Source organism: Saccharopolyspora rhizosphaerae (assembly GCF_003931915.1).
In the GTDB taxonomy this organism is placed as follows: Bacteria; Actinomycetota; Actinomycetes; order Mycobacteriales; family Pseudonocardiaceae; genus Saccharopolyspora; species Saccharopolyspora rhizosphaerae.
Window position 1 is genome coordinate 346,857 of the sequence record NZ_RSAA01000014.1, and the last position, 23,180, is coordinate 370,036.

At 70.6% G+C, this 23,180-nt stretch carries 21 protein-coding genes; 7 read left to right on the plus strand and 14 right to left on the minus strand.

Translation table 11 applies throughout. The annotated features are described in order from the left end of the window. Nucleotides 1–111 precede the first annotated feature (111 nt). Entirely contained in the window at nt 112–1,341 is a 1,230-nt protein-coding gene (locus EIL87_RS14690; RefSeq protein ID WP_125091141.1) for an FAD-dependent oxidoreductase, read from the plus strand. Between the two features lie 83 nt (nt 1,342–1,424). Here EIL87_RS14690 and EIL87_RS14695 read toward each other — a convergent pair whose 3' ends face one another. From EIL87_RS14695 to EIL87_RS14730, 8 genes are all read right to left on the minus strand, one after another. Beyond that, nucleotides 1,425–2,207: a fumarylacetoacetate hydrolase family protein gene (locus EIL87_RS14695; protein ID WP_125091070.1), complete on the minus strand. Its 783-nt coding sequence runs from the start codon at nt 2,205–2,207 to the stop codon at nt 1,425–1,427. A 103-nt stretch (nt 2,208–2,310) separates the two neighbouring features. After that, nucleotides 2,311–3,930 (minus strand): citramalate synthase, encoded by a 1,620-nt coding sequence (gene cimA, locus EIL87_RS14700; RefSeq protein WP_125091071.1) that lies wholly within the window; start codon nt 3,928–3,930, stop codon nt 2,311–2,313. Between the two features lie 268 nt (nt 3,931–4,198). Then, nucleotides 4,199–5,242: a 3-isopropylmalate dehydrogenase gene (locus EIL87_RS14705; protein WP_125091072.1), complete on the minus strand. Its 1,044-nt coding sequence runs from the start codon at nt 5,240–5,242 to the stop codon at nt 4,199–4,201. Between the two features lie 270 nt (nt 5,243–5,512). Further along, nucleotides 5,513–7,108 carry a phosphoglycerate dehydrogenase gene (serA, locus tag EIL87_RS14710; protein WP_125091073.1) on the minus strand — a complete coding sequence of 532 codons (1,596 nt, stop codon included), beginning with the start codon at nt 7,106–7,108 and terminating at the stop codon, nt 5,513–5,515. Nucleotides 7,109–7,374: 266 nt separating this feature from the next. Continuing rightward, nucleotides 7,375–7,620 carry a DUF397 domain-containing protein gene (locus tag EIL87_RS14715; protein WP_125091074.1) on the minus strand — a complete coding sequence of 82 codons (246 nt, stop codon included), beginning with the start codon at nt 7,618–7,620 and terminating at the stop codon, nt 7,375–7,377. A gap of 172 nt (nt 7,621–7,792) precedes the next feature. Further along, nucleotides 7,793–8,788, minus strand: a complete 996-nt coding sequence (gene ilvC, locus EIL87_RS14720) for a ketol-acid reductoisomerase (protein ID WP_125091075.1) — start codon at nt 8,786–8,788, stop codon at nt 7,793–7,795. Nucleotides 8,789–8,890: 102 nt separating this feature from the next. Further along, nucleotides 8,891–9,397 (minus strand): acetolactate synthase small subunit, encoded by a 507-nt coding sequence (gene ilvN / locus EIL87_RS14725; protein ID WP_125091076.1) that lies wholly within the window; start codon nt 9,395–9,397, stop codon nt 8,891–8,893. 8 nt (nt 9,398–9,405) lie between these two features. Beyond that, nucleotides 9,406–11,238, minus strand: a complete 1,833-nt coding sequence (locus tag EIL87_RS14730) for an acetolactate synthase large subunit (protein WP_125091077.1) — start codon at nt 11,236–11,238, stop codon at nt 9,406–9,408. A gap of 390 nt (nt 11,239–11,628) precedes the next feature. Here EIL87_RS14730 and EIL87_RS14735 point away from each other — a divergent pair, with 390 nt between their 5' ends. Together EIL87_RS14735 and ilvD are read left to right on the plus strand one after the other, a co-directional pair. Further along, nucleotides 11,629–12,099: a PH domain-containing protein gene (locus EIL87_RS14735; RefSeq protein ID WP_233576252.1), complete on the plus strand. Its 471-nt coding sequence runs from the start codon at nt 11,629–11,631 to the stop codon at nt 12,097–12,099. A 347-nt stretch (nt 12,100–12,446) separates the two neighbouring features. Continuing rightward, the gene (ilvD, locus tag EIL87_RS14740) at nt 12,447–14,291 is read left to right on the plus strand and encodes a dihydroxy-acid dehydratase (RefSeq protein ID WP_125091078.1); all 1,845 of its coding nucleotides are present in this window, start codon (nt 12,447–12,449) and stop codon (nt 14,289–14,291) included. A gap of 67 nt (nt 14,292–14,358) precedes the next feature. Here ilvD and EIL87_RS14745 read toward each other — a convergent pair whose 3' ends face one another. Continuing rightward, nucleotides 14,359–15,105: a DoxX family protein gene (locus EIL87_RS14745; protein WP_125091079.1), complete on the minus strand. Its 747-nt coding sequence runs from the start codon at nt 15,103–15,105 to the stop codon at nt 14,359–14,361. A gap of 283 nt (nt 15,106–15,388) precedes the next feature. Between EIL87_RS14745 and EIL87_RS14750 the strand changes: the two genes are divergently transcribed. The 3 genes from EIL87_RS14750 to EIL87_RS14755 all read left to right on the plus strand — a co-directional run bounded on the left by EIL87_RS14750 (nt 15,389) and on the right by EIL87_RS14755 (nt 17,796). Then, nucleotides 15,389–16,177, plus strand: coding sequence for an alpha/beta fold hydrolase (locus tag EIL87_RS14750; RefSeq protein WP_158628647.1), 789 nt, complete (start codon nt 15,389–15,391; stop codon nt 16,175–16,177). 336 nt (nt 16,178–16,513) lie between these two features. Beyond that, entirely contained in the window at nt 16,514–16,645 is a 132-nt protein-coding gene (locus EIL87_RS27720; protein WP_267898852.1) for a hypothetical protein, read from the plus strand. Further along, entirely contained in the window at nt 16,645–17,796 is a 1,152-nt protein-coding gene (locus EIL87_RS14755) for a PQQ-dependent sugar dehydrogenase (RefSeq protein WP_199740416.1), read from the plus strand. The genes EIL87_RS27720 and EIL87_RS14755 overlap by 1 nt, the downstream gene beginning before the upstream one ends. A 131-nt stretch (nt 17,797–17,927) precedes the next feature. Here the strand turns inward: EIL87_RS14755 and gatB are convergent, their stop codons facing one another. From gatB to gatC, 4 genes are read right to left on the minus strand one after another with little or no spacing between them, the layout of a single operon-like run. Then, nucleotides 17,928–19,433, minus strand: a complete 1,506-nt coding sequence (gene gatB / locus EIL87_RS14760) for an Asp-tRNA(Asn)/Glu-tRNA(Gln) amidotransferase subunit GatB (protein ID WP_125091081.1) — start codon at nt 19,431–19,433, stop codon at nt 17,928–17,930. Further along, nucleotides 19,430–19,627 (minus strand): hypothetical protein, encoded by a 198-nt coding sequence (locus tag EIL87_RS14765; protein WP_125091082.1) that lies wholly within the window; start codon nt 19,625–19,627, stop codon nt 19,430–19,432. Before EIL87_RS14765 ends, gatB begins: the two co-directional genes overlap by 4 nt. A 35-nt stretch (nt 19,628–19,662) precedes the next feature. After that, nucleotides 19,663–21,174: an Asp-tRNA(Asn)/Glu-tRNA(Gln) amidotransferase subunit GatA gene (gene gatA, locus EIL87_RS14770; RefSeq protein ID WP_125091083.1), complete on the minus strand. Its 1,512-nt coding sequence runs from the start codon at nt 21,172–21,174 to the stop codon at nt 19,663–19,665. Beyond that, nucleotides 21,174–21,473: an Asp-tRNA(Asn)/Glu-tRNA(Gln) amidotransferase subunit GatC gene (gene gatC / locus EIL87_RS14775; protein WP_093146731.1), complete on the minus strand. Its 300-nt coding sequence runs from the start codon at nt 21,471–21,473 to the stop codon at nt 21,174–21,176. Before gatC ends, gatA begins: the two co-directional genes overlap by 1 nt. Before the next feature lie 518 nt (nt 21,474–21,991). Between gatC and EIL87_RS14780 the strand changes: the two genes are divergently transcribed. Continuing rightward, a complete protein-coding gene (locus tag EIL87_RS14780) occupies nt 21,992–22,645 on the plus strand; it encodes an ACT domain-containing protein (RefSeq protein ID WP_199740427.1) in 654 nt (217 codons plus the stop codon). A gap of 23 nt (nt 22,646–22,668) precedes the next feature. Here EIL87_RS14780 and EIL87_RS14785 read toward each other — a convergent pair whose 3' ends face one another. Next, entirely contained in the window at nt 22,669–23,154 is a 486-nt protein-coding gene (locus EIL87_RS14785) for a GNAT family N-acetyltransferase (RefSeq protein WP_125091085.1), read from the minus strand. Nucleotides 23,155–23,180: the final 26 nt, after the last annotated feature.

Consider the following 23,180-nt stretch of genomic DNA (forward strand, 5'->3'; position numbering starts at 1 on the left):
ATTCAGCGTAGCCAGACGCTTGACGGCCGCACTCGGTAGGTGCATGCTGAGGTTATTCAACACTCGTTGAAAACCCCACGTGGAACACCTGAGGACCGTGGAGGGATCGTGATGGAGCGCACCACCTGCTGCGTCGTCGGCGGCGGACCCGCCGGCATGGTGCTCGGACTGCTGCTCGCCCGGGCGGGCGTGGAGGTCACGGTCCTGGAGAAGCACGGCGACTTCCTGCGCGACTTCCGCGGGGACACGGTGCACCCCACCACTCTGCAACTGCTCGACGACCTCGGCTTGGCGGAGCGGTTCGCGGAGCTGCCGCAACGCCGCCTGGACACGGTGCAGCTGCCGCTGGGACCGGACGGCGAGCTGTTCACGATGGGCGACTTCACGCAGCTGCCGATCAAGTACAACTACATCGCCATGGTCCCGCAGTGGGACTTCCTGGACATGCTGGCCGAGGCGGGCAAGGCGGAGCCGACCTTCACGCTGCGCATGAACACCGAAGCCACCGAGCTCATCCAGGAGGGCGGTCTCGTCCGGGGCGTCCGGTACCGCACGGCCGGCGGCGAGACCGGTGAGCTGCGCGCCACCCTCACGGTGGCCTGCGACGGGCGGAAGTCGTTCGTGCGGGACCTCCCGGAACTGGGGTTGCGCGACTTCCCCACCCCGATGGACGTGCGGTGGTTCCGGGTGCCGCGCGAGCCCGGGGACCCCGTGGGGGCGGTCGGATCGATCCGCGACCGCAGCTTCCTGGTCCAGATCGACCGGGGTGACTACTTCCAGATGGCCTCGATCATCCACAAGGACACCGACGCCGCGGACCGGCAACGGCCGATCTCGGAGTTCAACGCCGAGCTCACCGAGCAGGTCCCGTGGCTGAGCGGGCGCGAGCTGGTCACCGGCTGGGACGAGGTCAAGCTGCTGCACGTGACCCTGGACCGGCTCCGCAAGTGGCACGTCCCGGGCCTGCTGTGCATCGGCGACGCCGCGCACGCGATGTCCCCGGTGGGCGGCATCGGCATCAACCTCGCGGTGCAGGACGCCGTCGCGGCGGCCCGCTACCTGGCCGAGCCGCTCAAGCAGCGCCGGTTGCGGCGCAGGCACGTCGCTGCAGTGCAGTGGCGGCGCTGGCCGACGACGGTGCTGCTGCAGCGCCTGCAGCGCGTCGTGCACGACAACGTGGTGGGTCCCGCGCTCCGCGGCGAGATCGACTTCGGCCGGACGGCGCGGTTGCCGCTGCCGGTCCGCCTCGTCTCGCGACTGCCGTTCCTGCGCAAGGTCCCGCCGTACCTCCTCGCCTACGGCGCCGTCCGCGAACGCCCGCCGAAGGCCGCGCTGCGGTGAGCCCGGAACGCTGAAGGGGCAGTCCCGATCGGGACTGCCCCTTCAGCGCACGGTCCACCCGAACGTGGGTGCTCCGCGGTGGCTCAGGCGTTCTGGACCGGGTTGGTCAGGGCGCCGAGGCCGTCGATGGAGACGGTGACCTTCTGGCCGTCGACCATCGGGCCGACACCGGCCGGGGTGCCGGTGAGGATGACGTCGCCCGGCAGCAGGGTCATGATCCGCGACACCCACGAGACCAGGCCGCCGATGCTGTGCACCAGCTGCGAGGTGCGGCCCCCCTGCTTGACCTCACCGTCCAGGTCGGTGCGGATCGCGAGGTCCGACGGGTCGAGCTCGGTGTCGATCCACGGACCCAGCGGGCAGAACGTGTCGTAACCCTTGGCGCGGGTCCACTGCCCGTCGGCCTTCTGCTGGTCGCGGGCGGTGACGTCGTTGGCGATGGTGTAGCCCAGCAGCACGTCGGTGCCGCGCGCCTCCGGGACGTCCTTGCAGGGCTGGCCGATGATCGCGGCGAGCTCGCCCTCGAAGTCCACCTGTTCGGAGTTCGGCGGCAGCTTGATCGGCGCGTTCGGACCGATGACCGCGGTCGAGGGCTTCATGAAGATCAGCGGGTTCTCCGGCGCCTCGCTGCCCATCTCGCGCGCGTGGTCGGCGTAGTTCTTGCCGACGCAGATCACCTTGCTGGGCAGGATCGGCGCGAGCAGCCGCACATCGGCCATCGGCCACTTGCGACCGGTGTAGGTGGGCGTTCCGAACGGGTGCTGGTCGATCTCGACCGCGACGATCTTCTCGCGCGGCGCAGCCGGATCCGGCTCCAACGCCACGAAAGAGACCCCCTCGGAGTGGGCCACACGAGCCAAACGCAACACGAACCTCCGCGATGTGATCTGCTGTGGACCTATCCAAACATAGGAACTGGTCGCGTCGCCCAGCGGTGCGGGCGGCACCCGTGCGCGACCGGCCAGGGCCTCAGCGTGAGGTCGCGGTCAGGTTCCGGCGCAGCGCCTTGTAGAGCAGGGCGTCGCACAGCGCCAGCCAGCTGGCCTCGACGATGTTGGCGTGCACGCCCACGGTGGTCCACTCCTGCTCGCCGTCGCGGGATTCGACGAGCACGCGGGTGACGGCGTCGGTGCCGGGTTCGTCGACGAGGATGCGCACCTTGTAGTCGGACAGCTCCACCGATTCCAGCCACGGCAGGTGCGGCACGAGGGCCTTGCGCAGCGCCGCGTCGAGCGCGTTGACGGGACCGTTGCCCTCGGCGGTGGCGATCACCCGCTCCCCTGACACGCTCACCCGCACGGTCGCCTCGGACACCGCCTCGCCGTCGTCGCGGTGGTCGAGCACCACGCGGTACGACTCGAGCTCGAAGGGCGCCTCGAGCGCGGAGTCCGACACCTCGCGACGCAGCAGCAGCTCCAGCGACGCGTCGGCGGCCTCGAAGGACCAGCCGCGCGCTTCGAGCTCCTTGACCCGCCGCACGGCTCCGCCGACAGCCTCGTGCGGGAGCTCCAGCCCGAGCTCGGCGCCCTTGAGCTCGAGGCTCGCGCGACCGGCCATCTCGGTCACCAGCACCCGCATCCCGTTGCCGACGTCGTCCGGGTCGAGGTGGTTGTAGAGCTCGGGATCCACCTTGATCGCGCTCGCGTGCAGACCGGCCTTGTGCGCGAACGCCGACTGGCCGACGTAGGCCTGGTGGGTGTCCGGTGCCAGGTTGGCGATCTCGGCCAGCGCGTGCGAAACCCGCGTCAGGTCGCGCAGTTTCCCGTCCGGCAGCACCGGCAGGTCGAGCTTCGTGCCCAGGTTCCCCAGGACCGCGAACAGGTCCGCGTTGCCCGCGCGCTCGCCGTACCCGTTGGCGGTGCACTGCACGTGGGTGGCGCCGGCCTGCACCGCGGCGACGCTGTTGGCCACGGCGCACCCGGTGTCGTCCTGGCAGTGGATGCCGACGCGGAACCCGGTGCGCGCGACGACCTCCTCCACGGTCTCGGCCAGCTGCAGCGGAAGCTGGCCACCGTTGGTGTCGCACAGCACGAGCACGTCGGCCCCCGCGCCCGCCGCGGCCTCCAGCACCCGCAACGAGGTGTCGGGGTCGAACGCGTAGCCGTCGAAGAAGTGCTCGGCGTCGACGAAGACGCGCCTGCCGTGGTCGACGAGGTGGCGGACGGTGTCGGCGATCATCGCGCAGTTCTCGCCGACGTCGGTGCGCAGCGCCCGTTCGACGTGCCTGCGGTCCGACTTGGCCACCAAGGTCACCACGGGCGCCTGGGATTCGAGCAACGCCGCAACTTGAGGATCTTCGTCCACTCTGGATCCCGCGCGGCGGGTGGAGCCGAACGCGACGAGCGCGGCGTGGTCGAGTTCGAGCTCCCCGCTCGCGGCGCGGTGGAAGAACTCGGTGTCCTTGGGGAGCGCCCCGGGCCAGCCGCCCTCGACGAACCCGACCCCGAGACCGTCCAGCAGGCGCGCGACGGCCAGCTTGTCGGTCACCGAGTACGCAATCCCCTCGCGCTGCGCGCCGTCCCGCAGCGTCGTGTCGTAGACGTGGAAGTCGTCGCCCAAGGGCGTGCCGACCGGTTCGGTGCGCGTCACTGGATCGTCTCCCGTCGGATCGTTCGGTTCGGCGTGGACACGGCGCAGGCAACAAAAAAGACCCCCCGCGGGTGCGAGAGGTCAGCGCGTCGGGATGCGGAGTCGTCTACCCGACGCGCCTGGCAATGATGATCGCACTGCGGAAGGCCACGGGCCCATGCTGCACACCTCACCCGGCGATGTCCACCGAACACGACGGGCTCCCACGATCCGGAAAACGCAGAAGGGCGCCTCCCCGACCGGGGAGACGCCCTTCGCCAGGACCGCATCAGGGCTGCGGGGCGACCTCGCGGGAGGACACCAGAGCGGCCAGCCGGTCGCCGATGGCGAACGTGGCGCCCGGCGAGGAGTGGTCGCGGGTGGCCAGGTCGAAGGCCACCGAGGCCTCGACGCGCTTGGCGGCCTCGGTCAGGCCGACGTGGTCGAGCAGCATCGCGACCGACAGCACGGCGGCGGTCGGGTCGGCCACGCCCTGTCCGGCGATGTCCGGGGCGCTGCCGTGCACCGGCTCGAACATGCTCGGGTTGCGGCGGGTGGCATCGATGTTGCCGCTGGCGGCCAGGCCGATGCCACCGGTGATCGCGCCGGAGAGGTCGGTGATGATGTCGCCGAAGAGGTTGTCGGTGACGATCACGTCGAACCGGCTCGGGTCGGTGACCATGTGGATCGTGGTGGCGTCCACGTGCTGGTAGGCCACGGTGACGTCCGGGTACTGCAGCGAGACCTCTTCGACCACGCGCGACCACAACGACCCGGCGTGGGTGAGCACGTTGGTCTTGTGCACCAGGGTGAGGTGCTTGCGCGGCCGCGAGGCGGCGCGGGCGAACGCGTCGCGCACGACCCGCTCGACGCCGAACGCGGTGTTGAGGCTGACCTCGGTGGCGATCTCGTGCGTGGTGTCCTTGCGCAGCAGGCCACCGTTGCCCGCGTACGGGCCCTCGGTCCCTTCGCGCACGATGACCATGTCGACCTCACCGGGCTCGGCCACCGGGCTCTTCACGCCCGGGTAAAGCCGCGCGGGGCGCAGGTTCACGTGGTGGTCGAGCTCGAAGCGCAACCGCAGCAGCAGACCGCGCTCCAGGATGCCGCTGGGCACCGATGGGTCGCCGACCGCGCCGAGCAGGATCGCGTCGTGCTGGCGGAGCTCACCGAGCACGGACTCGGGGAGTAGCTCCCCCGTCGCGTGCCAGCGAGCGGCCCCGAGGTCGTAACGGGTGATCTCGGTATCCGGCACCACCTCGCCGAGCACCTTCAGTGCCTCGGCAACGACCTCCGGCCCGATCCCGTCGCCGGGGATCACAGCGAGCCGCATCTACACACCTCCCGAGAACCACCCCGAACTGCGGGGCTCGAACTGTTGAGCCGAAGGCTACCGGCATGGCAGCGACACGCGGCACGCCGGGCCCACCAAGTGGATGATAAGTCCCGGACTGTGGGACACCCGTCTGGGTGACACGCTGCTCCGGTCCAGGGACGCGCGAGGGGCCGTCCCCAAACTGGAACGACCCCTCTTCACGCTTTCGAGTTATTCCGAGGTGCGAACACCGTTCAGCACCCTACTCAGCGACACGTCGTTGCGGACTCACTCAAAGCTGACGGTGCGCACGATCCGAGCGCCCACGGCGGCCCCGATCGGCTCCAGCACGCCCTGCTCGACCGGACGGTCCACGCGCAGCAGCATGATGGCTTCGGAGCGCTCGGTGGTCTGGCTGACCGTGGCCGCGTCGATGTTCACGCCGACCTCTCCGAGCAGGGTGCCGACCTTGCCCATCACGCCCGGGCGGTCCGGGTACTCCAGCAGCAGCACGTTGCCCTCGGCCCGCAGGTCGAAGTGCCGGCCGTTGACCTCGACCAGCTTCTCGACCTCGTTCGAGCCCGACAGCGCACCGGAGACCACCGAGGTGCTGCCGTCGGCCATGTGCGCGCGCAGCGACACGACGCTGCGGTGGTTCGGGCTCTCCGGGGTCGTCTTGACCTCGACCTGGACGCCCAGCTCCTCGGCCAGCTGCGGGGCGTTGACGAAGGTCACCTGGCTCTCGACCGCGCCGGAGAAGACACCGCGCAGCGCCGCCAGCTGCAGCACCGAGACGTCCTCGTCGGCCAGCTCGCCGCGGGCCTCGATGGTCACCGAGCTCGGCGTGCCGCCCTGCAGCGCGGCCAGCAGCTGACCCAGCTTCTGGGTCAGCGACAGGTACGGGCGGACCTCCTCGCCGACCGCACCGCCCTGGACGTTGACCGCGTCCGGGACGAAGTCGCCGCGCAGCGCCAGCCGGACCGACTTGGCCACGTCGGTGCCCGCGCGGTCCTGCGCCTCGACGGTGGAGGCACCCAGGTGCGGGGTGACCACGACGTTGTCCAGCTCGAACAGCGGGCTGTCGGTGATCGGCTCGGACTTGAAGACGTCGATGCCGGCGCCGGCGATGGTGCCGTTGCGCAGCGCGTCGACCAGCGCGTCCTCGTCGACCAGGCCGCCGCGAGCGGCGTTGATGATGATCAGGTTCGGCTTGGCCTTCTTGAGCTCCTCGGCCCCGATCAGGCCCAGCGTCTCGGCGGTCTTCGGCAGGTGGATCGACAGCGCGTCGGCGCGGCTGAGCAGCTCCTCCAGCGAGACCAGCTCGATGCCCAGCTGGGCGGCGCGGGCCGGCGACACGTAGGGGTCGTAGGCGATGAGCTTGGTGCCGAAGGCGGCGACGCGGGCGGCGAACAGCTGCCCGATCTTGCCGAGGCCGACGACACCGATGGTCTTGCCGTTGAGCTCGACACCGCCGTAGGAGCTGCGCTTCCAGGCGCCGCCCTTGAGGCTCGCGTCGGCCTGGGGCACGTTGCGGACCACCGCGAGCAGCAGCGCCATGGCGTGCTCAGCGGCGGAGACGATGTTCGAGGTCGGTGCGTTGACCACCATCACGCCGCGCTCGGTGGCGGCGGGCACCTCGACGTTGTCGAGGCCGACGCCTGCGCGGGCGACGACCTTGAGGTTCTTGGCGGCCGAGAGGACTTCGGCGTCGACCTTGGTCGCGGAACGGACCAGCAGCGCATCGGCGTCGGCGACAGCGTCGAGCAGCGCCGGACGGTCGGTGCCGTCCACGTTGCGGATCTCGACCTCTTCGCCGAGGGCGTCGATCACGGACGGGGCCAGCTTCTCGGCGAGAAGAACGACAGGACGGCTTGCGTTGGTCACGGGCGAACTCCAAGCTGGAAGATCACGATCGGCACGACGATGTGCCCGGACGTCAGGAGTTTAACGGGAGATTGAGAAAGCGTTCACAAGGGTGTAGCTCGGATCACCGCTCTGCCTCACAGCTCGGCAACTCCCGCCTCGCGCGCATTCTCGCAGATCAACCCGCGTTCGGAAGGCGTCCGTTCCACAACGTGGGATCGATCGCCCACTCGAAAGGACCCGCGTCCCACCCCCGCTGCGACGCCAGGCCCGCACGGCGAGCGGGCTCACGGTTCGTCGAACTCGCCGTCCTTGGCGCCCGCGACGAACGCGTCCCACTCCTCGGGGGTGAACACCAGGACCGGCCCTTCCGGGTCCGCCCCGTTGCGCATCCCCACGTAGCCGTCGACGAAGGCGATCTCGACCCCGGGCTCCGCCAGATCGTCGGTGCTGGTGATCCACTCGGCGTCCGAGAAGTCCAGCTTGTCGCGGACGTGCGCCTTGTCGTCGATGATCTCGTCATCAGTGTTCACGATGCGTACCGCTTCCCTCACTCCTCGCGATGTCCCGTTGTGGGAGACCCGCCCGGCGGCAACCTACCCACCACCGCCGGAACACGCGAGGCCCGGTGAAACCTCGTCCACGAGGTGACACCGGGCCTGCGGATCAGCGATGCCGAGCGCTCCGAGGAGCTTCGGGATCAGCTCACTTGTTGGTCCAGGACATCAGCGAGCGCAGCTTCTTGCCCACCTCTTCGATCTGGTGGGCGTTGCCCTCGGACTGCAGCTTGGTGAAGTTCGGACGACCCGCCTCGTCCTCGGCCACCCACTCCTTGGCGAAGGTGCCGTCCTGGATCTCGCTGAGGACCTTGCGCATGTTGTCCTTGACGTGCGAGTCGACCACGCGCGGGCCGCGGGTGAGGTCGCCGTACTCGGCGGTGTCGCTGCAGGAGTAGCGCTGGCCGGCGATGCCGCCCTCCCACATGAGGTCGACGATCAGCTTGAGCTCGTGCAGGACCTCGAAGTAGGCGATCTCCGGCTGGTAACCCGCCTCGACCAGGGTCTCGAAGCCGGCCTGGACCAGCGCCGAGGTGCCACCGCAGAGGACGGCCTGCTCACCGAACAGGTCGGTCTCGGTCTCCTCCTTGAAGGTGGTCTTGATGACGCCGGCGCGGGCCCCGCCGATGGCGGCCGCGTAGGACAGCGCCAGGGCCTGGGCGTTGCCCGAGGCGTCCTGCTCCACGGCGATCAGGCACGGCACGCCCTTGCCGTCGACGAACTGGCGGCGCACCAGGTGACCCGGGCCCTTCGGGGCGACCATGGCGACGTCGACGTCCGACGGCGGCTGGATCAGGCCGTAGCGGATGTTGAAGCCGTGGCCGAAGAACAGGGCGTCACCCTGCTTGAGGTTCGGCGCGACGTCGTTGGCGTAGATCTCGCGCTGCTTGGTGTCGGGCGCCAGGATCATGATCACGTCGGCCTCGGCGGAAGCCTCCGACGGGGTGAGGACCTTCAGGCCCTCCTCCTCCGCCTTGGCCCGGGACTTGGATCCCTCCGGCAGGCCGATCCGCACGTCCACGCCCGAGTCCCGCAGGCTCAGCGCGTGGGCGTGGCCCTGGCTGCCGTAGCCGATGACCGCAACCTTGCGGCCCTGCACGATGCCGAGGTCCGCGTCCGCGTCGTAGAAGATTTCAACTGCCATGGTGATTCAGCGTTTCCTTTCGGGACTTCATCGGTTGTCGGCCGTGGCTGGCAACCGCTAGCTCGTGGGCCTGGTGGGCCCGTGTGGCGGGGTGGTCGGTTGTCAGCGCACTGCGGTGGCCGTGATGGAGCGGGGGCCACGCCCGATCGCGATCGTTCCCGACTGCACCATCTCGCGGACGCCGTAGGGTTCCAGCATTCGCAGCAACGCGTCGAGCTTATCGGCGGTGCCGGTGGCTTCCACGGTCAACGCCTCCGGCGAGACGTCGACCACCTTCGCGCGGAACAGCTGCACGGTCTCCAGGACCTGGCTGCGCACCGAGGAGTCGGCGCGGACCTTGACCAGGAGCAGCTCGCGCTGCACCGAGGCGTCGTCCTCCAGCTCGACGATCTTGATCACGTTGACCAGCTTGTTGAGCTGCTTGGTGACCTGCTCCAGCGGCTGGTCGCTGACGGCCACCACGATCGTCATCCGGGAGATCTCCGGGTGCTCGGTCGGGCCGACCGCGAGCGACTCGATGTTGAAGCTGCGTCGCGAGAACAGTCCGGAGACCCGGGCCAGCACCCCGGGGACGTTCTCGACCAGAACGCTCAGCGTGTGCCTCGACATGGGCGCAGTCACCCCTCGTCCTCTTCGAAAAGCGGGCGGATGCCGCGCGCCGCCATGATCTCGTCGTTGCTGGTGCCTGCCGCCACCATCGGCCACACCTGTGCGTCCTTGCCCACCACGAAGTCGATCACGACGGGTCGGTCGTTGATCTCCATAGCCCGCTGGATGACGCTGTCGACGTCCTCTTTGGACTCACACCGCAGGCCGGCGCACCCGTGGGCGTCGGCCAGCAGCTTGAAGTCCGGGATGCGGTGCTTGTGGGTGCCGAGGTCGCTGTGTGAGTAACGCTCGGCGTAGAACAGGTTCTGCCACTGCCGGACCATACCGAGGTTGCCGTTGTTGATGACGGCCACCTTGATGGGGATGTCCTCGATGGCGCAGGTGGCGAGCTCCTGGTTGGTCATCTGGAAGCAGCCGTCGCCGTCGATGGCCCACACGACCTTGTCGGGCATGCCGGCCTTGGCGCCCATCGCCGCCGGAACCGCGTAGCCCATGGTCCCCAGCCCACCGGAGTTCAGCCAGGAGCGCGGGTTCTCGTAGCCGATGAACTGCGCGGCCCACATCTGGTGCTGGCCCACGCCGGCCGCGTAGACCGCCTCCGGCCCCGCGATCTTGCCGAGCCGCTCGATGACGTACTCCGGCGAGAGGGTGCCGTCACTGGGCTCGGCGTAGCCCAGCGGGAACCGGCCGCGGATGTCGTCGAGCATCGCCCACCAGGGCTTGAGGTCGGCGACGCCCTGCTCGGAGTCGGCGGTGTCGAAGGCCTCGGTCAGCTCGGCGATGACGTCCTTGCAGTCACCGACGATCGGGACGTCGGCGTAGCGGTTCTTGGAGATCTCGGCCGGGTCGATGTCGGCGTGCACGACCTTGGCGTCCGGCGCGAACGACGAGAGCTGCCCGGTGACCCGGTCGTCGAACCGGGTTCCCAGCGCGACCAGCAGGTCGGCGCGCTGCATCGCGGCGACGGCGGCGACCGTGCCGTGCATGCCGGGCATGCCCAGGTGCTGCGGGTGCGAGTCCGGGAACGCGCCGCGCGCCATCAGCGTGGTGACCACCGGGATGCCGGTGCGCTCGGCCAGCTGCCGCAGCTCGGCGTGCGCCTCGGCCTTGACGACCCCGCCACCGACGTAGAGCACCGGCTGCTTGGCCTCGACCATCAGCTTCGCGGCCTCGCGGACCTGCTTGCCGTGCGGCTTGCTGGTCGGGCGGTAGCCGGGCAGCTTCATCTCCGGCGGCCAGGAGAAGGACATCGTGGCCTGCTGGACGTCCTTGGGGATGTCGACCAGAACAGGGCCCGGACGGCCGCTGGAGGCGATGTAGAAGGCCTCGGCGATGACCCGCGGGATCTCCTCGGGGTCGGTGACCAGGAAGTTGTGCTTGGTGACCGGCAGCGTGATGCCGCAGATGTCGGCTTCCTGGAAGGCGTCGGTGCCGATCAGCCCGGTCGACTGCTGACCGGTGATCGCCACGACCGGGACGGAGTCCATGTGCGCGTCGGCGAGCGGGGTGACCAAGTTGGTCGCACCCGGGCCGGAGGTCGCCATGCACACCCCGACCTTGCCGGTGGCCTGCGCGTATCCGGTCGCCGCGTGCCCGCCGCCCTGCTCGTGGCGAACCAGCACGTGCCGGACCTTCTGCGAGTCGAGCAGGGGGTCGTAGGAGGGGAGGATGGTGCCACCCGGGATCCCGAAGACGACCTCGCACCCCACCGACTCCAGCGAGCGCACGAGCGCCTGCGCGCCCGTGATCTTCACCGGAGCTCCGCTGGGCGGTGCGGGCTTGGGTCGGCGTCCTGGCGGGGGCGCCGGGACCGGATTCTGCCTGGTGTTGGCGCTGGTCATCGGGTCAACCTCGGTGGTTGGGAGTGGGACCGGACACGAAAAAACCCCCGCAGGCCACGGAACGGCCCGACGAGGGTTGGCGCGTCGACGCTGCGAGAACTTCCTCAGGCGTCGACGCGCCGGGGAAGTACGAGGATGTCGTGCAGTCGCAGCATGGCCTGGACGTTAATGGGATCGATCCCGCCGCGTCAAACGATCCGGGATGATCGTCCCGGATGCTGGGCACCCGTTCGGGGGAACACGATCTTGACCTTCCTCGATTTTACCTGTTCAACGATGTTGTTCCGGGCCGATCTCGGCCGAGTGTGATGCGCGCCGCCACGGCCCGTCCCAGCGAGCGGGAAAGCGGTGCCCGTCCGGCCGGATCCGGTCAGGTGAGACCATCGGGGTGTGAGCGAGACACCCCAGGAGCCCGGGCGGGACGACGCCGCCGAACCGGAGAGCACCGAGCCCGCGGAGCAGCAGCCCACCGAGATCCCGGAATCGCTGAACTTCCGGGTGCCTCGCGTGTCGCTGCTGGCCGTGCTCGCGGTCGCCGCCTGCGCGGTGCCGCTGGCCACCACCTCCGGCCCGCTGGGACTGCTGGTCTTCCTGATCCCGCTGGCCCTGCTGTGGGCGGTGCTGTGGCCGCGCACCACCGTCGACGCCGAACGCATCGCGGTGCGCAGCCTGTTCGGCGGTCGCACCCTGAGCTGGGAGTCGCTGACGGGCTTGGCGATCACCAAGCAGTCCAAGGTCCGCGCCAGCACCACCGAGGGCGCGGAAGTCACGCTGCCCCACGTGCGACCGCGCGACCTCCCGGCGATCTCCCTGGTCAGCCGCGGTCGCGTCCCCGACCCGTCCGCGCAGGACGAGGGCTGACACCTCCTGCGCGCGTGGGGCTCCGGCGCGAGCGGCGCAGCCGCGAGCTGTGAGATCACCCTCGCCACCGCAACCGCCGCGGACGCTGCGACGTCAGCCGGCCGCGCCGGAACGCGGTGCGTGGACGCGCATCCGAAGCCGCGCACGGCGTCTCAGGTCCCACCCGCACCGGCTCGCAACGCGACCACGAGCACGAGCACCGCTGTTCGCAGGAGTAGGGTCGGGCCTACCGCCACGCTTAGCGCCCACAAGGCGACGTCAGCGGGCTGGGCCGTTCGCGTCGAAGCTCGCCGGCTCCGCACCCCGACACAGATCCGCACAGAGCCTGGAATCGAAGAAGGTCCTCAATGCCTCAGCTGCGTTCCCGAACCACGACTCACGGCCGGAATGCCGCCGGCGCCCGTTCGCTGTGGCGCGCCACCGGCATGACCGACGACGACTTCGGCAAGCCGATCGTCGCCATCGCCAACTCCTACACCCAGTTCGTGCCCGGTCACGTGCACCTGCGCGACCTCGGCGACGTGGTGGCCGAAACCATCCGCGAGGCGGGGGGCGTGCCGCGCGAGTTCCACACCATCGCCGTCGACGACGGCATCGCCATGGGCCACAGCGGCATGCTCTACTCGCTGCCCTCGCGCGAGATCATCGCCGACTCGGTCGAGTACATGGTCAACGCGCACCAGGCCGACGCGCTGGTGTGCATCTCCAACTGCGACAAGATCACGCCGGGGATGCTCAACGCCGCGATGCGGCTCAACGTCCCCACCGTGTTCGTCTCCGGCGGCCCGATGGAGGCCGGCAAGGCGGTCGTGGTCGAGGGCGTCGCGCACGCGCCCACGGACCTCATCACCACCATCTCGGCGTCGGCGAACTCCGCCATCGACGACGAGGGCCTGTCCACGGTGGAGCGCTCCGCGTGCCCGACCTGCGGTTCCTGCTCGGGCATGTTCACCGCGAACTCGATGAACTGCCTCACCGAGGCGCTGGGCCTGGCGCTGCCGGGCAACGGTTCGACGCTGGCCACACACGCGCTGCGCCGCGAGCTGTTCCGCGAGGCCGGGCGCACGGTGGTCGACATCGCCAAGCGCTACTACCAGGAGGACGACGAGACCGTCCTGCCGCGCTCGGTGGCCGGCAAGAAGGCCTTCGAGAACGCGATGGCGCTGGACATGGCGATGGGCGGTTCCACCAACACGGTGCTGCACACCCTCGCCGCCGCGCAGGAGGGCGAGATCGACTTCACCCTCGACGACATCGCCGAGATCAGCCGCAAGGTGCCGTGCCTGTCGAAGGTCGCGCCGAACTCGGACTACCACATGGAGGACGTGCACCGGGCCGGCGGCATCAGCGCGATCCTGGGCGAGCTCGACCGCGCGGGCCTGCTGCACCGCGACGTGGCCTCGGTGCACAGCCCGAGCCTGACCGAGTGGCTGTCCACGTGGGACGTCCGCGGTGAGTCGCCGTCGGAGCAGGCGCTCGAGCTGTTCCACGCGGCTCCGGGCGGAGTGCGCACCACGGAGGCGTTCTCCACCGACAACCGCTGGTCCTCGCTGGACACCGACGCCGCGGGCGGCTGCATCCGCGACGTCGAGCACGCCTACACCGTCGACGGTGGCCTGGCCGTGCTCAAGGGCAACCTCGCCGAGGACGGCGCGGTCATCAAGGCCGCCGGTGTCGACGAGGAGCTCTGGCACTTCCAAGGTCCGGCGAGGGTCGTGGAGAGCCAGGAGCAGGCCGTGTCGGCGATCCTCAACAAGGAGATCCAGCCGGGCGAGGTGCTCGTGGTCCGCTACGAGGGACCCGCAGGCGGCCCCGGGATGCAGGAGATGCTGCACCCGACCGCGTTCCTCAAGGGCGCGGGTCTGGGCAAGAAGTGCGCGCTGATCACCGACGGCCGGTTCTCCGGCGGCTCCTCGGGCCTGTCGGTCGGCCACATCTCGCCGGAGGCCGCGGGCGGCGGCACGATCGGCCTGGTGGAGAACGGCGACCAGGTCCTCATCGACGTCCACGAGCGCAAGCTGGAGCTGCTGGTCGACGAGCAGGTCCTGGCCGAGCGCCGGGCGAAGATGGAGGCCAGCGAGCACCCGTGGCAACCCGCGGGCCGCGAGCGCCCGGTCACCGCGGCGCTGCGCGCCTACGCCAGGCTCGCCACCTCGGCGTCCTACGGCGCCGTCCGCGACGTCACCAAGTGACGCCCGCCTGACATGAGATCGGGCCCCGCTTCTGGGTGGAGCGGGGCCCGATCTCGTGGTGCACGTCCTACGGGCGGTGGAAAAGGATCAGGACCGCCGCGGCCGCGCCTGCCGCGATGATCAGGCCGAAGAAGCCGAATCCCAACGGGCGGCGGAACCACACGCGCCCGTAGTCCAAGGCCACCCGGCCCGGACCGGTGAACAACAAGCCGATGCCGACGGCCCCGAGGATGGCCTCCATCTCGAACCCGCCCTCGGCGTTGAAGAAACCGGAACCCAGGTTGACGAACACCGCGCTGGCCATCAGCCCCACCACACCGGCCGCGGCGGCCGGCGTGAACAGGCCCAGGACCAGCAGCGCACCGGTACCGAGCTCGGTGCCGCCGGTGACCAGCGAGAGCGCCGCGCTCTGCTGGAAGCCCTTGTCGGAGAGCACCTCCGCGAAGCCTTCGGGTCCGGGACCGCCGAACGCGCCGAACAGCTTCTGCGCACCGTGCAGGAGGAACACGCCTCCCAGCGCGAGGCGCAGGACCAGCAGCCCGAGGTCGGTTCCGCCGTTCCAGCCGAAGGGCTTGCGCTGCTTGCCGAGCTCTTCGGCGTAACCCGAGTCTTCACCGACGCCGCCTACCAGCGATGTCGCTTCGCTCGCGCTGTAGCCGTCGTCCTCGTCGTAGTAGTTGTACTGGCGTGCGTTGAGGCCCTGCGTGCTCTTGGCCGCACCCTTGCCGCCGCGTGGCCGCTGGGCGTGCGCACCATAGCTGCGATCGTCGGGGGAGCCGCCCGCACCGCCGGGGCGATCGTCGTGGATCCTCACGCCGCAGGAGGCTAGGGCATCTTCACTCGAAAGTGCGACCCTTTGCGGTAAACCTGTCCCACACGTGACAGGTTCGATATCCCGGGCGTCCGATCAGGTGGAAAATGTGCCGATGGAAGACCCGGGATTTCGCGAAACCACGTCCAGCAGATCTGACGTCTCCGCAGGCGGACCGGGTGTGCTGGACAGCGGGCTGATCACGTCGTTCGCACCGCGAGCGGTCCTGGTGCTTCCCGAACTCGTTCCCGGGTCAGAATTGCTCCCCCTCGATTGCTCGGCCGAGGTGCTGAATTGGTCGCCCGAGCACAATTCCGCCGGCACGAGTGCGCACATCGCCGAGGCGATCTCGCTGCTCGACGACGCCGAGGTCCCCGCCTGCGTGGTGCTGGCCTGGTCCGGTGGCACCGCGACCGCCGTGGAGCTGGCCGCCCGCCACCCCGACCGGGTGCGCGGGCTGTTGCTGCTGGCCGGGCCTCCCACCGTCGGCGCGGAGGCGCTGCTGTCACGCCTGGGCGTTCCCGAGTCGCTGCGGCGACTGCTGGCCGGGGGCGGAGCGGCGTCGCTGCGCCTGACCGGCGACCTGCTCGAGTCGGTCACCGCGCAGCTGCCCGTCGGCGACTGGTCGGCTCGGCTGCTGCAGCAGGCCGGACTGCTGCCCGCGGGCATCGACCGCGCCACCGCCACTGCGGTGCTGCGCAACCTCGTGCAGCACGACTGGCGGACCCACGCCGAGCTCGCGCTGGACTGGAGTTCCTCGGTCCGCGACAGCCTGCCGCGCATCACCTGCCCGGTCACCCTGCTGGCCGGACGCCACGACCCCTTCGGCACTCCGCTGGCCACCGCGAAGCAGGTCGGGTCGCTCCCGCAGGCCAGGGTCCGCCTGCTCGACACCTCCCACTTCATCCCGCTGGAAGACCCGGCTGCGGTCCGCGAGGAGCTCGACCTGCTCCTCCGGCGCGTCGAAGCCGTCGAGTGCGCCCGCCTGGGCGTCGATCCACCGCCCCCGCCGGTCCGCAGACTCCGCCTCCCGGCACCACCCGCCCGCCGCAGAACCCTCCACCCACCCCTCTAGCAGCTGTTCCCCCGATCCAGCAGCTGTCCCCCGGGTCGAGGAGCTGTCCCCGGGGGCGAGGAGGCTTCCCTCTCGAACGCCACCTCCAGCCCGAGTACCTGTCTCGGATCAAGTACCCGCCCGAGCACCTGCACCGCCCCAGAACCTGGTCCACGGATGCGACGAAACCGCTGTTGGAGGGCCCGCGCGCGCTGCGATGCCTTCGAACTTCGCGAGAAGTTCGAAGGGGAGAGCCGGACCTCCAACGTCGCGGAAGAACGGGGCTCACCCGGGACCCCGCCGCAGGTTCAGAGCGGTTCGCTGCGTGCACGGCGTGGCGCCGCACCTCGCCTCGGCGTGCTCGGGGAGCCGCGCCCGGAGATCGCGCAGCAGCAGAGCGGGACGATCGCTGAGCAGGGCCTGGCGCTGGCGGCTGATCCGGTGGCTCACCCCGGGTTCACCGAGCTGCCGATAAGGTCGTGGGCGTGATGCGTCGGTCTCGTGTGCTGGTGGGCGCCTGCGCGGTGCTCGGATTCGTGCTGAGCGGGTGCGCCGAGTTCCCGGACGAGCACACCCAGCCCTTCACCGAGCAGCCGTCGCTGGCGCCGCAGGCCGGACCGCAACCCTCGTTCGAGAGCGAAGCGCCGCCGTCCGAACCACCGCAGGGTCCGAACCCGCAGCAGCCGCCGCAAGCCACCGGCTGCGAAGACCCGGACCCCGCGGTGATCACCACCTGCCTGGACCCGGTCGGTGCGGTCGCGGTGCTGCCCGACGGGCAGAGCGCGCTGGTCGGCGAGCGCACCACCGGTCGCGTGCTGCGCGTGCAGAAGGGCGCCAAGCCCGTCGAGCTGGCCCGGGTCCCGGTCGACGCCAGCGAAGGTGGCGGGCTCACCGGTCTTGCCCTGTCCCCGACCTACCACGAGGACGAGCTCTTCTACGCCTACGTCACCTCGAGCTCGGACAACCGGGTCGTGCGCGTGGCCACCGGCGACCGCCCGAAGCCGGTGCTGACCGGCATCCCGAAGGGGTCGACCGGCAACTCCGGGGCGCTGCTGGACGACGGCAAGGGAGCCCTGCTGGTGGCCACCGGCAACGCCGGCGACCCGGGCTTCGCCGCCGACCCGGCGTCGCTGGCCGGGAAGCTGCTGCGCATCGACGGGTTCGGCAAGCCGGCCCAGGGCAACCCGCAGCAGACCTCGCCGGTGGTGACCTCCGGGCTGAACGACCCCACCGGGATCTGCGGCACCCCCGCGCTGAACTCGTTCTGGGTGACCGACCGCAACGGCGGCCAGGACGCGCTCTACCGGGTCAGGTTCGGCGAGCCGCTGGGCAACCCGGCCTGGACCTGGGCGGACCGGCCGGGTGTCGCGGGGTGCGCGGCGGACCCGACGACCGTGATCGTGGCGCTGCGCGACGCCGCCGCGCTCTACACGCTGCACCCCGCGCCCGACGGGAGCTTCACCGGTCAGCCCACGAAGGTGCTGGAGAACCGCTACGGCCGCTTCTCCACCGCGACTCTGGCCCCGGACGGCCTGGTGTGGCTGGGCACCACCAACCGCGACGGAGGCCGACCGGTCCCGAGCGACGACCGGGTGCTGCGGCTGGAACCACCCACAGGCGGCACCGCGGGGAAGGACTGACCTTCCTCAGGAACCGCCTCGCGTGGCGGTGCACGCACCCAGACCTGCACGTGCCCTGCCCCTCGAGCGTGCGACCCCGGAACGCGAGAACGCCCCCGGCCTGATCGGCCGGGGGCGTTCTCGGAAGTGCGTCACTGGCCGCAGGCCTTGAGGACCAGCTCGCGGACGCGCTTGGCGTCGGCCTGACCCTTGGTGGCCTTCATGACGGCGCCGACCACCGCACCGGCGGCCTGGACCTTGCCGCCGCGGATCTTCTCCGCCACGTCCGGCTGCGCCGCCAGCGCCTCGTCGACCGCCTTCTGCAGCTCCGAGTCGTCCGAGACGACCTCGAGGCCGCGGGACGCGACGACCTCGTCCGGTTCGCCCTCGCCGTCGAGCACGCCGTCGACGACCTGGCGGGCCAGCTTGTTGGTCAGCTTGCCCTCGGCGACCAGCTCCGCGACCCGCGCGACCTGCTTCGGCGTGATGCTCAGGTCGGCCAGCTCGACACCGCGGGTGTTGGCCTGCTGCGCCAGGTACGCCACCCACCAGGAGCGGGCGTCGCCCGGAGCGGCGCCGGCCTCGACGGTCTCGGCGATCAGTTCCAGCGCACCGGCGTTGACCAGGTCGCGGAGCTCCTCGTCGGACAGGCCCCACTCATCCTGGGCGCGACGGCGACGCTCCCACGGCAGCTCGGGCAGGGTCTGGGACAGCTCCTCGACCCACTCGCGGGAGGGCGCGATCGGCACCAGGTCCGGCTCCGGGAAGTACCGGTAGTCCTCCTGGGTCTCCTTCGGCCGGCCCGCCGAGGTGGTCCCGGTGGACTCGTCGAAGTGCCGGGTCTCCTGCCGGATCGTCCCACCGGAGGTCAGCACGGCCGCGTGCCGCTGCATCTCGTGGCGGACCGCCCGCTCGACGCTGCGCAGCGAGTTGACGTTCTTGGTCTCGGTGCGGGTGCCGAACTCGCTGCTGCCCTTGGGCATCAGCGACACGTTGGCGTCGCAACGCAGCGAACCCTGGTCCATCCGCACGTCCGAGACGTGCAGCGCCCGCAGCAGGTCCCGCAGCGCGCTCACGTAGGCGCGGGCGACCTCGGGGGCGCGCTCACCGGCACCGGTGATCGGCTTGGTGACGATCTCGATCAGCGGCACGCCGGCCCGGTTGTAGTCCAGCAGCGAGTAGTCGGCGCCGTGGATGCGACCGGTGGAGCCGCCCATGTGCAGCGACTTGCCGGTGTCCTCCTCCATGTGCGCCCGCTCGATCTCGACCCGGAAGGTCTCGCCGTCGTCGAGCACCACGTCGAGGTAGCCGTCGAAGACGATCGGCTCGTCGTACTGCGAGGTCTGGAAGTTCTTCGGCATGTCCGGGTAGAAGTAGTTCTTCCGGGCGAACCGGCACCACTCCGCGACCTGGCAGTTCAGCGCCAGGCCGATCCGGACCGCGGACTCGACCGCCTTGCCGTTGACCACGGGCAGCGCACCCGGCAGCCCGAGGCACACCGGGCAGACCTGGGTGTTGGGCTCGGCGCCGAACTTGTTGGCGCAGCCGCAGAACATCTTGGTGTTGGTGGAGAGCTCCACGTGGACCTCGAGGCCCAGCACCGGGTCGAACCGGTCCAGCACCTCGTCGTAGTCCATGATCTCGGCGACCGCCGTCACTCGTCGTCACTCCCCTTGCGCAGCGCTCGCACCGCCAGCGCGGTGCTCGTGATCAGGCTGAGCGTCGTGATGAGGACGTCGGCCAGTTCGAGCTTGTCGTTGTTCTCGCGGGCGGACTTGTAGCTCGCCTTCAGCCCGAAGGCCGCCGAGATCACGGAAGCGAGCTGGAACGCTGCCTTCATCTTCGGGTTCATCTTGCGACCTCCTGCATCGGTGCGGGGAGAACGGCTCATACGGCCGCTCCCAGCTCGGGCACGCGGTTGATGAGCGGACCGCCCTCGGCCTCGTCGCGAGCGGTCTCGTAGGCCGCGCCGACCCGGTAGAGCCGGTCGTCGGCCATCGCCGGAGCCATGATCTGCAGACCGACCGGAAGACGGTCCTCATCGGACAGTCCGCAGGGGACGCTCATGGCGGCGTTGCCCGCCAGGTTCGACGGGATGGTGCACAGGTCGGCGAGGTACATCGCCATCGGGTCGTCGACCCGCTCCCCGATCTTGAACGCCGTGGTCGGGGTGGTCGGCGAGACCAGCACGTCGACCTGCTCGAACGCGGCCGTGAAGTCGCGGGTGATCAGCGTCCGCACCTTCTGCGCCTGGCCGTAGTAGGCGTCGTAGTAACCCGAGGACAGCGCGTAGGTGCCGAGCATGATGCGCCGCTTGACCTCGGGGCCGAAACCGGCCTCGCGGGTCAGCGACATGACCTGCTCGGCGTCGTTCTCGCCGTCGTCGCCGACGCGCAGGCCGTAGCGCATCGAGTCGAAGCGGGCCAGGTTCGACGAGCACTCGCTCGGCGCGATCAGGTAGTAGGCGCCCAGCGCGTAGTCGAAGTGCGGGCAGGAGACCTCGACGACCTCGGCGCCCAGCTTCGTCAGCTGCGCGACGGCCGTCTCGAACGCCCGCTGCACGCCGGGCTGGTAGCCCTCACCGGAGAACTCGCGGACCACGCCGACCTTCACGCCGGTCAGGTCACCGTTGGCGCCCTGCTTGGCGGCCTCGACGACCTGCGGCACCGGCTGGTCGATCGAGGTGGAGTCCATCGGGTCGTGCCCGGCGATGACCTCGTGCAGCAGCGCCGCGTCCAGCACGGTCCGCGCGCACGGGCCCGGCTGGTCCAGCGAGGAGGAGAACGCCACCAGGCCGTAGCGGGACACCCCGCCGTAGGTGGGCTTGACGCCGACGGTGCCGGTCACCGCGCCGGGCTGGCGGATCGAGCCACCGGTGTCGGTGCCGATCGCCAGCGGAGCCTCGAACGCGGCCAGCGCCGCGGAGGAGCCGCCGCCGGAACCGCCCGGGATGCGCTCGGTGTCCCACGGGTTGCGGGTCGGGCCGTAGGCGGAGTTCTCGGTGGACGAGCCCATCGCGAACTCGTCCATGTTCGTCTTGCCCAGCACGACCACGCCGGCTTCGCGCAGCTTGCGCGTCACCGTCGCGTCGTACGGCGACATCCAGCCCTCGAGCATCTTCGACCCGACGGTGGTGGGCATGTCGGTCGTGGTCAGCACGTCCTTGAGCGCCAGCGGCACACCGGCCAGCGGCGAGGCCGCCCTGCCGGCGGCCCGGTCCTCGTCGGCCTTGCGGGCCGCGGCGAGCGCACCCTCGGCGTCGACGTGCAGGAACGCGTGGACCAGCGGGTCCACGGCGGCGATGCGGTCCAGGTGCGCCTGCGTCACCTCGACCGACGTGACCTCCCCTGCCGCCAGCTTGGCGGCCAGCTCGGACGCGGTCAGCCCGGTCAGGCTCATCAGGCCTCCTCAGTCAAGATGCGGGGAACGCGGAAGCGGTCCTCTTCGGCCGCGGGCGCCGCAGCGAGCGCCTGCTCGCGCGTCAGGCCCGGGCGGACCTCGTCCTCGCGGAAAACGTTGGTCACCGGCACGGCGTGCGACGTCGGTGGGATGTCGTCCGCAGCGACCTCCCCCACCTTGGCCACCGCGTCGAGGATCTGGTCGAGCTGGCCTGCGAAGGTGTCGAGCTCGGCCTCGGTGACGGCCAGCCGCGCCAGGCCGGCGAGGTGTGCGACCTCGTCGCGGGAGATCTTGGACACTGCGAAGGCTCCCTGGTCATGTCCGGTTTACGAGTACGTCCCAGTCTATGGCGACCACGCTGCCAGACCCGGCAGGGGTCGTGCCTGGCGAGGCGCACCCGGCGGCGCCCGCGAATCCCCTGGTCGCACTCCGCCGGTGCAGCGCACCGCCCGGAACGGGCGCCACGACCGCGGACCGCGATCACACGACCGGGCAACCGCCACAACGACCACTCCCGCCCCGTGCGGAGGCTCCCCGCTCACACTCCGGGAGCCCGCGCACGAGCGGCATCGGCGGCGGTGTTCGGCCGTCTAGACTGGAACTCCCACCCCCTGGCGGATTTCCACGCGGTGCTCCACCCCGCCACGCGGGGCGAAGCACTGCACCGCAAAACCTGCAGCACGATGACCACGCCGCGTCTGACACAATTTCTTCGCGGTTGGCTCCTCGCGCGAGCGGCCGCGGAAGCGGATCAGCACGCGAAGGAGAACGCGCGGCCGGCGAGGTGTCGCGCACGAAACTGGAGGCGTTGAGTCCGGTGTCCTTCCTCATCCGGGTGCAGATACCGGACCGGCCCGGCAACCTCGGGTCGGTGGCGAGCGCGCTCGGCGAGATCGGTGCCGACATCCTCAGCGTCGACGTCGTCGAACGCATCGGCGGCCTGGCCATCGACGACCTCGTGGTGGAGCTGCCCTCCGGGCGCCCGCCGGACGTGCTGATCACCGCCGCCGAGTCCATCGACGGCGTGGAGGTCGACGCCGTCCGCCCCTACGCGGGCGTGCTGGACACCCACCGCGAGCTCGAGCTGGTCGAGGAGATCGCCGCAGAACCCTCCCGTGGCCTGCAGATCTTCGCCGAAGGCGTCCCCAAGATCATCCGGTCGGGGTGGGCGATCGTGTTCGGGCACCGCTCGGGCGGCGCCGAGCAGCTGGCCGCCTCCACCTCCGCCCCGCAGGAGGGCTACCTCGAACTCCCGTGGCTGCCGCTGCCGCGCGCCACGATCCTCGACGGCGACGAGGCGTGGGTGCCGGAGACCTGGCAGGAGCTGGGCACCGAGCTGGCCGCCACGCCCATCGGCAAGCCCGACCGCGTGCTGCTCGCCGGTCGCCCCGGCGGTCCGATGTTCCGCGCAGCGGAACTCGCCCGCCTCGCACACCTCGCGGGCATCGTCTCCGTCGTCCTCGACGGCTGAGGCCCCGCCTAGGAGCGCCCGGCTCAGAGGTCGAGGTAGTAGCCGAGCAGGCGGATGTCGTCGGTCGGACGCCAGTCCCGGTCGGGCAGCCGCCGGAAGCCCATGCGCTCGTAGAGCCGCCGCGGGCTCTCGGCCGTCTCCGACACGCACAGCACCACGCGCCCGAAGCCCTCGCCCCGGGCACGCTCCAGGACCGCCTCGACCAGCTGCCGGCCCACGCCCCGGCCGCTCGCCTCCGAGGCCACCGCGAGCATCCGGAACTCCACCTCGCCCGGTCGCGCGATCTCGACGTAGGCATCGCCCGGCCGGACCACGGTCACGGTGCCGACCGGGCGGTCGCCGTCGAGCGCGACCAGCAACTCGGCCCTGACCGCGCGGTCGGCGGCGTTGCGCAGCTCGGACACGTACGAACCGTCGGCGGGGAGGTTGCCCGTGTCGGCGTAGGCCTTCGCCGCGATCTCCCCCACGACCGCGTGCTCCGCCGGCAGGGCGGCTCGAATCGTCGCCATGGCGGTGATCCTGCCACCCCGCACCG

Coding starts and splice junctions, on each gene's coding strand:
- EIL87_RS14690 (WP_125091141.1), top strand. CDS start 112: ATGGAGCGCACCACCTGCTGCGTCGTCGGCGGCGGACCCGCCGGCATG.
- EIL87_RS14705 (WP_125091072.1), bottom strand. CDS start 5,242: ATGCGGCTCGCTGTGATCCCCGGCGACGGGATCGGGCCGGAGGTCGTT.
- ilvC (WP_125091075.1), bottom strand. CDS start 8,788: ATGGCAGTTGAAATCTTCTACGACGCGGACGCGGACCTCGGCATCGTG.
- ilvN (WP_125091076.1), bottom strand. CDS start 9,397: ATGTCGAGGCACACGCTGAGCGTTCTGGTCGAGAACGTCCCCGGGGTG.
- EIL87_RS14730 (WP_125091077.1), bottom strand. CDS start 11,238: ATGACCAGCGCCAACACCAGGCAGAATCCGGTCCCGGCGCCCCCGCCA.
- ilvD (WP_125091078.1), top strand. CDS start 12,447: ATGCCTCAGCTGCGTTCCCGAACCACGACTCACGGCCGGAATGCCGCC.
- EIL87_RS14755 (WP_199740416.1), top strand. CDS start 16,645: ATGCGTCGGTCTCGTGTGCTGGTGGGCGCCTGCGCGGTGCTCGGATTC.
- EIL87_RS14765 (WP_125091082.1), bottom strand. CDS start 19,627: ATGAACCCGAAGATGAAGGCAGCGTTCCAGCTCGCTTCCGTGATCTCG.
- gatA (WP_125091083.1), bottom strand. CDS start 21,174: ATGAGCCTGACCGGGCTGACCGCGTCCGAGCTGGCCGCCAAGCTGGCG.
- EIL87_RS14785 (WP_125091085.1), bottom strand. CDS start 23,154: ATGGCGACGATTCGAGCCGCCCTGCCGGCGGAGCACGCGGTCGTGGGG.